The sequence below is a fragment of the Methylobacterium sp. J-088 genome (assembly GCF_022829295.1).
In the GTDB taxonomy this organism is placed as follows: Bacteria; Pseudomonadota; Alphaproteobacteria; order Rhizobiales; family Beijerinckiaceae; genus Methylobacterium.
Genome location: NZ_JAKSYH010000221.1, coordinates 1 through 8,225 on the forward strand (window position 1 = coordinate 1; position 8,225 = coordinate 8,225).

Here is an 8,225-nt window from a genome sequence, read left to right on the forward strand (position 1 = left end):
GCACCTGTTCTGCGAGCTGTACCTGAAGCTGCAATCGGTGGGCTTGGCTGGCGATCACCGCTGCCCGCTGCCGATCACACAGACCGATCTCGCCGACGCGCTGGGTCTCACGCCCGTGCACATCAACCGCGTGCTGCAGGAGATGCGCGGCCGGACCCTGATCACGCTCCGGAGCCGGATGCTCGTGATCGAGGCGTGGGATGAACTTCTCCGAGCCTCGGAGTTTGACCCAACGTACCTGCAATTGGAGAAGCGGGCCGCTGCATGACCCTACGCTTACAGCCTGTGCAGGTTGGGACGGGCAGCTACGATGTGGAGGGCCATTTGGTCGTCGCCGATGGCTTCCTCGCAGCGGTGCTGGTTCAGCTCTCAGGGTTTCACGAGGATTTGGCCGGGATGTGGTTCCTGGAGGCGGGTTTCGGGCTGGTGAGCAGCGCGACCCCGCCCACCTTCGCCGACCTCGACACCGCACAAGACTGGATTGAGCAACGGCTGGCACACGCGGCCTGAGCCTTAGGCTTTGCTCTGCCGTCCCCAGGCGCTTAGCCGGGCGGCCATATCATCACAGCTCGCTCGTCCTCACGCACTCCAGACCGCGGCCGCGGCGGATAATTCTGGAATGGGGTCGAGGCTGGTTCCAGGAGAGCCTGGGTGTGTCCCTGGCGCCCTCGTCGGCGGGTGTTTCATCCGGTTGAATGCTCGTTCAAGCCGACGAGACACCCCGCGAAATCAGCATGGCTCACGCCTTCGTCTCCTACCTGCGGGTCTCAACCGAGCGGCAGGGCCGATCCGGACTTGGGCTTGAGGCACAACGGCAGGCGGTCGCTGACTTCCTCGCCGGCGGCGCTTGGCGGCATGTGGCCGAACTGGTTGAGGTTGAGAGCGGGTCCCGGGATAACCGCCCTCGCCTCTCGGAGGCCATGGCGCTGTGCCGGCTCCACGGGGCCACGCTGGTCATCGCCAAACTCGATCGCCTATCGCGTGACGCGGCGTTCCTCTTGAACCTGCAGAAGGCCGGCGTGCGGTTCGTGGCGGCCGACATGCCCGAGGCGACCGAACTGGTGGTCGGCATCATGGCCGTGGTCGCCCAAGCCGAGCGCAAGATGATCTCGACCCGGACCAAGGCTGCGCTGGCGGCTGCCAAGGCGCGGGGCGTGCGCCTGGGCAAACCGGAGAACCTGTCGAACCGGGAGGCTGGGCAGGCGCGCGGCCGGGCACGCCAGGCGCAGCGCGCCGAGGAGCGGGGCCAGGATCTCACCCCGGTGATCGCAGCCGTGCGGGCTGAGGGGGTGGTCTCCCTGCGCCAGATCGCGGCGGCGCTGAACGTCCGAGGCATCCCGGCGGCCCGGGGCGGGGCGTGGTCGGCCGCGCAGGTGCGGCGGGTTCTGGCAGTGTGTCAGCTTGTCAACACGTCAACGTGTTGACAAGTCAGCGCGTCTTCGCGAGGCGTCCTTTGCCCCTCTTGGCGAGAAGGTCGTTGATCGCCTCCATCATCACGTCCTGTGTGGTCATGTCGGTGTCGAGGCCCACCAGCTTGATCATTCGGTAGACCTCGGGTTCGACCCACACGGTGATCCCGCGCGCGCCCTGGCGCGTGGTGGGGCGCTTGGTCTTAGTATCCTTGATAGACCGGGAGGCCGCCGGAACCTGGACCGGAGCAGCCTCGGAAGCATCCTTGGGCTCTACGACCGCGGGAGGCTCATCCCGGCGCCCGGTTGAGACGCTATCGGTCACGGCAGCCCGGAGGCTGAAACGAGGCGCGGCGCTCATCAGGCAGCCTCGATGTTGGCAGGCTGAGAGAGGACGAGGCCGATCTGATTGGCCGCCCACCGGAATAGATCCTCGATCTCCGTCGCCGCCCGCCCCGCAGGTTCAATTTCCTGAGCGGTCCGGCCCGGGATGAAGCCGCGCGAATAGCTAACACGCTGGTAGACCGCGCCCGAGTAGACGGGAATGCCGCGTTCGCGCAGGCCGGCGCGCGCCTCCTCCAAATCGAACTCCGTCGAGGTGTTGCAGGCGTTGAACACGACCCACGATGGCTTGCGAGCGATGGTCGTGAGGTCGTGGGTCTGCCCGATCGCGTCGATGTCGAGGATCGAGGCACGGCAGGGGATCAGCACAAGGTCGGACGCCTTGCAGGCCACGAGGGCCGGTCGGTCCGCATGCGGCGCACTGTCGATAATGAGGAGATCGAGGCCGCCGGCCGCAGCCTGGGCCTTCACGTGTTCGAGCTGCTCTGCCGATGTGACGACCGCCTCTGGGTGATCCTTACGGCGCTCGGACCATTTCCAAGCGGACGATTGCGGATCAAGGTCTGCGATCGCGACTTGGAGACCTGCGCGATGAGCCGCCACCGCAAGGTGCAGAGCCAACGTCGTTTTTCCGGCCCCGCCTTTCTGCGAAACGAGAGCGAGTGTGTGCATCGTGTTGACCTTCTGACGGGCTGACGGGCTGACGGGCTGACAGATCATCGCGACAACAAGTTTACAATTCATCATCACAACACGATGACGACACAACCCGTCATCAACCTGACGCGACAGATTGTTGACACGTCAACGCGATGACACATAGCTTGGCCTTTGTATGAACTTTTACGAGCCTTCCTTAGGAGTGTATGGGCCGACCAGACACCCCTCCACCTCTCACCCGCTTAATCCTCCGGCGTGAGGCAGGTACCCATGAAGGCCTTCCGCTCTGGTCCTTCCCTGAGCTTCTGGCTGTCGGCCCGCTGCCGACACCGGTCGAGCACCCCCGGGTCGACGGCCGACGCGGCTTCCTCGCCGGCAGCTGCCGCGCCTGCTGCAGGCTTGCTAGTCGGCTCGGGCGTGCTCTGCGCGTGTCCCGCCGAGGGGAGCCAAGCGAGGATAGCTAGAGCGGTGAGAAGCGCTAGGGAGCGTCGCATGGGTGCCGCCGGGCTTTAGATGCCGAGATCACAACGTGAGCACCATTTGCGGCGAAGGTACAGCACTGGATCTCGGCCTGGATCATGGACCAGTCAGGGCACCGTGACCCCCGGACCGTGGTGGCTTACATCCGGCGGGCGAACGCCTTCAAGGGGCACTCGGGGAGCGGGTTTCTGTGAATGTTCTTAATCTGAGGTAGCCGCACGTCGCTGACCATTGATAAGCGGAGGTTATCGGTGATGAGGGGCGTAGCCTAGAGTTGCTCCTCTGCGAGCAACTATTCTGGCCAGCGTGGGCGCCGAGCAGTCGAAGACCTCGCCAGCGAACCTAGGCGAGGGGTTTAGCGGCGGCTGCAGCGTGATTGGCCAGATGGAAGCCATCGGGCGCGACAGATGCCCTCATGCTTCGGAACAGCGCCTGCTGGACCCGGTTCCCAGGAAGTGTCCGCTTCAACCGCCTTCCCCCGCTTGTCCACGTTCCTCAAGGCTGCGGGCCCCGGCCTCGTGGTCATGTTGGCCGACACTGATGTCGGGAGCCTGATCACCGCCGCTCAGAGCGGAGCGCGTTGGGGCTATTCGCTGCTGCTGCTGCAGATCCTGCTCGTGCCAATCCTCTACGTTGTGCAAGAGATGACGGTGCGGCTTGGGACCAGTACGGGGCGGGGTCATGGGGCGCTAATTCGGGAGTACTACGGGGCAGGCTGGGCCTGGGTCTCCTACGGTGGCCTGGTGCTCGCTGGCGTTGGAGCGATCGTTACCGAGTTCTCCGGCATTGCAGGTATCGGCGACCTGTTCGGGGTACCGCGCCTCGTCAGCCTCGGGTTGCCGGCAGCCATCTTGCTAGGTCTGGTGTTCACCGGGGGCTATCGCCGCGTCGAGGTGGTGGCGATAGCCGTCGGGCTGTTCGAGTTGGTCTTCATTGGGCTGGCGATCGCAGCTAAGCCCGACCCGGGTGAGATCCTAGCCTCGATCGGGCACATTCCGCTGGACGATAGCGGGTTCCGGGTGCTGATCGCGGCCAACATCGGCGCAGTGATCATGCCGTGGATGATCTTCTACCAGCAGTCGGCGATCGTCGATAAGGGGCTTGGTTGGGAGCACGCACGAAGTTCGCGCTGGGACACCCTCGTCGGTGCCATCATTTCACAATGCGTGATGGGCGCAATCCTGATCGCGGCCGCGGCAACGATCGGGAAGGCCGGGCAGGGGACGGCTCAAGGACTCGACACGGTGGGACAGCTTGCGGGTGCCTTTACCCCAGCCCTAGGCCCGTGGCTGGGTCAGGTAGTGTTCGGGGTCGGCATCGTGGCTGCGGCCTTTGTCGCGCTCAACGTAGTGGCGCTGGCCCTCGCCTGGGGCTTCGGCGACCTGACTGGCCGCAAGCACTCGCTGGAACAGTCGCCCCGCGAGGCACCGACCTTCTATGGCGCGTTCACGCTGGCAGTGGTGGCCGGCGCAGTCGCCGTGCAGTTCGTCCCGAACCTAATCGCCCTCAACATCGCGGTGGAGGTGATGAATGCCCTGCTCCTGCCGCTGGCGCTGGGCTTCCTCATCTTACTCGCCACGCGCGCGCTGCCCCCGGGGCGACGGGTGGAGGGAACTTACAAATGGGTGGTCTACGTCGTGTCAGGTCTCACGATCGCCTTCGCGATGGTCGGCGTTCTCGATGGGATCGGCCTCCTCTGAAGGATAGGCACTTACCTCCAGCGGCCGTGCCCGGGACAAACCACGCTGATCTGAAAAGGCACAGAGGACGTGTCGGCCACACGTGAACGGGGGGAACACGGTGACCGGCGCGCTAGCTTGCAGGAGCCAGTGAAGGCTCAACCACCGCGATAGGTGCGTATATGGGGATCGCCGGAGGTCGCGGGCAAATCCCAGCTTGGCGTCAAGCCTCAGCGGCTTCCTTCGCCTTCCGCGGCCGCCCAGCCCGCTTCGGCTTGTCGGAGACGGTCGCCGCTGGCTCGGCAGCCTTCGGAGCCGCCTTTCGGCGCTGCTGACCAAGCCCCGCATTCTTGGCGAGCGCGGAACGTTGAGCCGAATAGCTGGCGGCCGTCGAGGGGTAATCCCGCGGGAGACCGAAACGCTCCCGGTATTGCTCGATCGTCATCCCAGCGCCGTTCAGGTGCCGCTTCAGGGTCTTGTACGGCTTGCCGTCGACGAAGCTGATCAGCGCGTCCGGCGTGATTGACTTGCGGATCTGGGCGGGGGTCTGCTTGTCGACTATAGGGGCGGCCGGAGCGGCACCCTGGCTGAGACCGGCCAGCGCGGTGTGAACGCCGGAGAGCAGGTCCGGCAGATCGCCGGGTCGGACGGAATTGTTCGACACGTAGGCTGAGACGATCTCAGTCGTCAGTTCGACGAAATCGAAGGCCTGAGCCTTGATGATCTCTGCGTTCTCGTCCACGGTGCACCTACCTGATTGAAGTAGGTTATCTGTGCCAGCGAAAACAAGAAATCAATGTATAGTGAGATGTTTTTCTCTACCTGCTGATTTCTAGCACGCCATAGATCGCATATCAGTGATGCCATCGCGTAGCACGTAGCCGCGGCCCCAGACCGTCTCGATGTAGTTCTTGCCCTGGCTGGCGGTAGCGAGCTTCTTACGCAGCTTGCAGACGAACACGTCGATGATCTTCAGCTCGGGCTCGTCCAAGCCGCCGTAAAGGTGGTTGAGGAACATCTCCTTCGTGATCGTCGAACCCTTCCGGAGCGCGAGGAGCTCCAGCATCTGGTACTCCTTCGTTGTCAGGGGGATGCGCTTGCCCTCGATCGAGGCCATCTTCTCGTCGAGGTCGATCACGAGGTCGTCGATCGTGATGGTCGACTGGGCGTGGCCCTTCGAGCGGCGCACGATGGCGTGGATCCGCGCCACCAGCTCGTCCTTGTGGAACGGCTTGGTGAGGTAGTCGTCCGCCCCGAAGCCGAGGCCCTTCACCTTGTCCTCAATGCCGGCCATGCCGGAGAGGATCAGGATCGGCGTCTTCACCTTCGCCACACGGAGGTTGCGCAGCACCTCGTAGCCCGACATGTCGGGCAGGTTCAGATCGAGGAGGATGATATCGTAATCGTACAGCTTGCCGAGGTCGACGCCCTCTTCCCCCAGGTCGGTGGTGAAGGTGTTGAAGTTCTCGGATTTGAGCATCAACTCGATGCTCTGAGCGACAGTAGCATCGTCTTCGACTAACAGAACACGCATGACGCTACCCCAATTCGAGAAGCTTCATACTCGATCAAGGATACCGAGCCGTTAACACGCGTCCCCTCTATTCAGTGCTCGGTGACGAACCGCTCCGCCCACTCCTCGGCCGTCAGCTCGGGGCCAGTGAGACATAGCACGCCGTTGCTGACCGTCGCGCGGCCCTGTGCAGTCCAGCGCTGCCAGTTGGCGAGGGCGTCGGCCGCCCGCAGATCGCCAGCGGTGTCGCCGATCGGGTGATCCGAGAGAATTGCAGTCGGCGCCCCAGTGCGGCGGCCAGCTTCGATGCGGGCAAGCCGGCGCTCCAGGTCGATGATGCTTATGGCAGAAGCCCCTCGCGACGCATCAGGCGCTCTGCCCATTCCTCCCGGTCAGGGTCGATCGGCTCGCCGTTCTCGGACTGCCGTAGGATGGCAATCAGCCCATGCAGTTCATCGTCGGTGTACCGGTGAATGCCCTGGATCCGGTGCTGGAACCGCTGCTCGGCCTTCGCCAGCAGGGCCTCAATGGTACCGCGCATCTGAGCCCTCGATATCTTCCTCGATCAGATGGACGAGGGCAGCGTCTCCCGCGTCGCCGGTCTCGCGGAGGCGCCAAGCCGGTTCGGCTAGGCTTCCGTGCTCGGCTCGCAGCCCGGCGTAGCCGCTGCGGATGAACGTCATGAGCTGCCGGTCGGTAGCGCTGGCGATTTCACCCCTGAAGATGCGGCGGGTCTCGATCCGGCGCAGGCGGTTCTCAAGGCTGCCGGTCGTCATCGTCAGAGGCTCCGCTGTATGGCGTCGAATGCGCCGGACGGTAACGGCCCCTCGCCCCCGCCCTCGAACCAGTCGGCAAAGGCGTGGTCTGCCGGGTCGTTCGAGGCCTCGCGCAGTGCCTGGGCTAACTCGTCGTCGGGCATGGCCCTGAGGGCAGGATCGGCCTCGATGCGCCGGGCCTCGATCTTCCGTAGTCGCGCCTCCAGGCTGACCACGCTCATGCGTCGGCCCTCCAGAATGCTGCGACGACTGCACGGGATCGCTCGCGGATGGCGAGGTTCGGGTGAGCCTCTGCGGTCGCGTAGGCCAACGCCACGGCGCCAGGACAGATCAGTTCGGTTGCCGCTCGGGTGTCGCGCTCGGCCTTGGTGAGCGGCGGACGGTAGGCAACCCGGGCGCGCGCCTCCTCGATCCGCTTCAACCGGGCTTCGAGACTTACCACCGTCACAGCCCACCCTCCTCAATCCGGGCCAACCGCTCGGCCAGATCCGCCGTCTTGATGGCGTTCACGTGCGCATCGACCAGCTTGGACAGTTCGGCAGCCTCGCTCGGGGTGATCTCGCCGGCAGCAACGCCCTGCATCAGGGCGTGCGTCGCCCGGGTGAGGTCGGCCGGCTTCTCGATCGGCGGAAGCGTGAAGGTGATAGGCCGGTCCCTCCGAACCGGGATGAGGCGATCAAGACAGAGGCGCATGGCAACTAGGTCGCCGTCCTTCGCCATCTCCACGGCCTTGTTGAGGATCGCCTCGGCGTCGCCGTCGAGGATCTTCTCAAGGGCTTCGGTCGCGCGGTTGCGGGCGCCCTTGGGACGGCCGGCAGGGTTGCCGCTCTTGCCCTGCCCGAACTGGCCTTCTTCCTTCGGCATCACGCGGCCGTCCCGTGGTTGGTCGTCCTGTAAAGATCAGGATGAAAACAGGTTGATGATAGATAGCACCGGCTAAGAGGTTTCACGACTGCGCCTCATCTGCGGGTGCCTTCAGCGACTGCAATCCCTCGGCAAGCCCCTGCAACGCGGCGGCGGCAGCCTGCTGGCGAACAGCTCCGGCGTCCCCCCGAACCTCGATCGTGATGGCAGCAGTAAGTGCCATCTGACGGGCGGCCTCGATGTCGGCGGTGGAAGCCGCGCGTTTGCGAGCAGTAAAGCTGTCCATTAAAATGGTTCGAACCCCATCATCCGATAGAGTACTCAGTCCGTGGATGGCCAACAAGGGTCCGCACCTTCAAAACGAGCGGCATCCATGATCCATCGAACAGAAATGCCCGGCAATTTCTGGTCCGAGCTTGAGCGCAACGTGTCATCTAAGGTGGGCGACGCCCTTAACACAGATGAAGTTCCGCATGAGCTGCTGATCTCATATCTGCGCGAT

General features: G+C 64.3%; 16 protein-coding genes. 4 read left to right on the forward strand and 12 right to left on the reverse strand.

Annotated features, from left to right (window positions below):
* From MKK63_RS24300 to MKK63_RS24310, 3 genes are all read left to right on the forward strand, one after another.
* The coding region (locus MKK63_RS24300) for a helix-turn-helix domain-containing protein (RefSeq protein WP_244006297.1) at window positions 1-268 on the forward strand (268 nt) is incomplete at its 5' end.
* Window positions 265-510 carry a hypothetical protein gene (locus MKK63_RS24305; RefSeq protein ID WP_244006298.1) on the forward strand — a complete coding sequence of 82 codons (246 nt, stop codon included), beginning with the start codon at window positions 265-267 and terminating at the stop codon, window positions 508-510. The genes MKK63_RS24300 and MKK63_RS24305, both read left to right, overlap by 4 nt.
* Before the next feature lie 224 nt (window positions 511-734).
* A complete protein-coding gene (locus MKK63_RS24310; RefSeq protein ID WP_244006299.1) occupies window positions 735-1,424 on the forward strand; it encodes a recombinase family protein in 690 nt (229 codons plus the stop codon).
* Between the two features lie 4 nt (window positions 1,425-1,428).
* Here MKK63_RS24310 and MKK63_RS24315 read toward each other — a convergent pair whose 3' ends face one another.
* The 3 genes from MKK63_RS24315 to MKK63_RS32295 all read right to left on the reverse strand — a co-directional run bounded on the left by MKK63_RS24315 (window position 1,429) and on the right by MKK63_RS32295 (window position 2,905).
* Window positions 1,429-1,770, reverse strand: a complete 342-nt coding sequence (locus MKK63_RS24315; protein WP_244006300.1) for a ribbon-helix-helix domain-containing protein — start codon at window positions 1,768-1,770, stop codon at window positions 1,429-1,431.
* Window positions 1,770-2,498: a ParA family protein gene (locus MKK63_RS24320; protein WP_313901797.1), complete on the reverse strand. Its 729-nt coding sequence runs from the start codon at window positions 2,496-2,498 to the stop codon at window positions 1,770-1,772. Before MKK63_RS24320 ends, MKK63_RS24315 begins: the two co-directional genes overlap by 1 nt.
* 155 nt (window positions 2,499-2,653) lie before the next feature.
* The gene (locus MKK63_RS32295; protein ID WP_409564553.1) at window positions 2,654-2,905 is read right to left on the reverse strand and encodes a PsiF family protein; all 252 of its coding nucleotides are present in this window, start codon (window positions 2,903-2,905) and stop codon (window positions 2,654-2,656) included.
* Window positions 2,906-3,373: 468 nt separating this feature from the next.
* On the opposite strand from MKK63_RS32295, the gene MKK63_RS24325 reads away from it, so the two are divergent.
* Complete coding sequence (locus MKK63_RS24325; protein ID WP_244006302.1) at window positions 3,374-4,591, forward strand: NRAMP family divalent metal transporter; 1,218 nt, start codon at window positions 3,374-3,376, stop codon at window positions 4,589-4,591.
* Window positions 4,592-4,793: 202 nt separating this feature from the next.
* On the opposite strand, the gene MKK63_RS24330 is transcribed toward MKK63_RS24325, so the two are convergent.
* From MKK63_RS24330 to MKK63_RS24370, 9 genes are all read right to left on the reverse strand, one after another.
* Window positions 4,794-5,312 carry a MucR family transcriptional regulator gene (locus MKK63_RS24330; protein WP_244006303.1) on the reverse strand — a complete coding sequence of 173 codons (519 nt, stop codon included), beginning with the start codon at window positions 5,310-5,312 and terminating at the stop codon, window positions 4,794-4,796.
* Between the two features lie 90 nt (window positions 5,313-5,402).
* The gene (gene ctrA / locus MKK63_RS24335) at window positions 5,403-6,104 is read right to left on the reverse strand and encodes a response regulator transcription factor CtrA (RefSeq protein ID WP_244006304.1); all 702 of its coding nucleotides are present in this window, start codon (window positions 6,102-6,104) and stop codon (window positions 5,403-5,405) included.
* Between the two features lie 71 nt (window positions 6,105-6,175).
* Entirely contained in the window at window positions 6,176-6,466 is a 291-nt protein-coding gene (locus tag MKK63_RS24340) for a hypothetical protein (RefSeq protein ID WP_243919016.1), read from the reverse strand.
* Window positions 6,424-6,624, reverse strand: a complete 201-nt coding sequence (locus tag MKK63_RS24345; RefSeq protein ID WP_244006305.1) for a hypothetical protein — start codon at window positions 6,622-6,624, stop codon at window positions 6,424-6,426. Before MKK63_RS24345 ends, MKK63_RS24340 begins: the two co-directional genes overlap by 43 nt.
* Entirely contained in the window at window positions 6,608-6,859 is a 252-nt protein-coding gene (locus tag MKK63_RS24350) for a hypothetical protein (RefSeq protein WP_244006306.1), read from the reverse strand. The genes MKK63_RS24345 and MKK63_RS24350 overlap by 17 nt, the downstream gene beginning before the upstream one ends.
* 2 nt (window positions 6,860-6,861) lie before the next feature.
* The gene (locus MKK63_RS24355; protein ID WP_244006307.1) at window positions 6,862-7,080 is read right to left on the reverse strand and encodes a hypothetical protein; all 219 of its coding nucleotides are present in this window, start codon (window positions 7,078-7,080) and stop codon (window positions 6,862-6,864) included.
* Window positions 7,077-7,307, reverse strand: a complete 231-nt coding sequence (locus tag MKK63_RS24360; protein WP_243919010.1) for a hypothetical protein — start codon at window positions 7,305-7,307, stop codon at window positions 7,077-7,079. The genes MKK63_RS24355 and MKK63_RS24360 overlap by 4 nt, the downstream gene beginning before the upstream one ends.
* Entirely contained in the window at window positions 7,304-7,723 is a 420-nt protein-coding gene (locus tag MKK63_RS24365) for a DUF5681 domain-containing protein (protein ID WP_244006308.1), read from the reverse strand. The genes MKK63_RS24360 and MKK63_RS24365 overlap by 4 nt, the downstream gene beginning before the upstream one ends.
* Before the next feature lie 82 nt (window positions 7,724-7,805).
* Window positions 7,806-8,066 carry a hypothetical protein gene (locus tag MKK63_RS24370; RefSeq protein WP_244006309.1) on the reverse strand — a complete coding sequence of 87 codons (261 nt, stop codon included), beginning with the start codon at window positions 8,064-8,066 and terminating at the stop codon, window positions 7,806-7,808.
* Window positions 8,067-8,225 lie beyond the last annotated feature (159 nt).

Excerpts from the sequence above, each read along its gene's own strand:
- MKK63_RS24320 (WP_313901797.1), bottom strand. The coding sequence starts at position 2,498 with ATGATGAATTGTAAACTTGTTGTCGCGATGATCTGTCAGCCCGTCAGC.
- MKK63_RS24365 (WP_244006308.1), bottom strand. The coding sequence starts at position 7,723 with ATGCCGAAGGAAGAAGGCCAGTTCGGGCAGGGCAAGAGCGGCAACCCT.
- MKK63_RS24305 (WP_244006298.1), top strand. The coding sequence starts at position 265 with ATGACCCTACGCTTACAGCCTGTGCAGGTTGGGACGGGCAGCTACGAT.
- MKK63_RS24340 (WP_243919016.1), bottom strand. The coding sequence starts at position 6,466 with ATGGGCAGAGCGCCTGATGCGTCGCGAGGGGCTTCTGCCATAAGCATC.
- MKK63_RS24310 (WP_244006299.1), top strand. The coding sequence starts at position 735 with ATGGCTCACGCCTTCGTCTCCTACCTGCGGGTCTCAACCGAGCGGCAG.
- MKK63_RS32295 (WP_409564553.1), bottom strand. The coding sequence starts at position 2,905 with ATGCGACGCTCCCTAGCGCTTCTCACCGCTCTAGCTATCCTCGCTTGG.
- MKK63_RS24350 (WP_244006306.1), bottom strand. The coding sequence starts at position 6,859 with ATGACGACCGGCAGCCTTGAGAACCGCCTGCGCCGGATCGAGACCCGC.
- MKK63_RS24355 (WP_244006307.1), bottom strand. The coding sequence starts at position 7,080 with ATGAGCGTGGTCAGCCTGGAGGCGCGACTACGGAAGATCGAGGCCCGG.
- MKK63_RS24315 (WP_244006300.1), bottom strand. The coding sequence starts at position 1,770 with ATGAGCGCCGCGCCTCGTTTCAGCCTCCGGGCTGCCGTGACCGATAGC.
- MKK63_RS24345 (WP_244006305.1), bottom strand. The coding sequence starts at position 6,624 with ATGCGCGGTACCATTGAGGCCCTGCTGGCGAAGGCCGAGCAGCGGTTC.
- ctrA (WP_244006304.1), bottom strand. The coding sequence starts at position 6,104 with ATGCGTGTTCTGTTAGTCGAAGACGATGCTACTGTCGCTCAGAGCATC.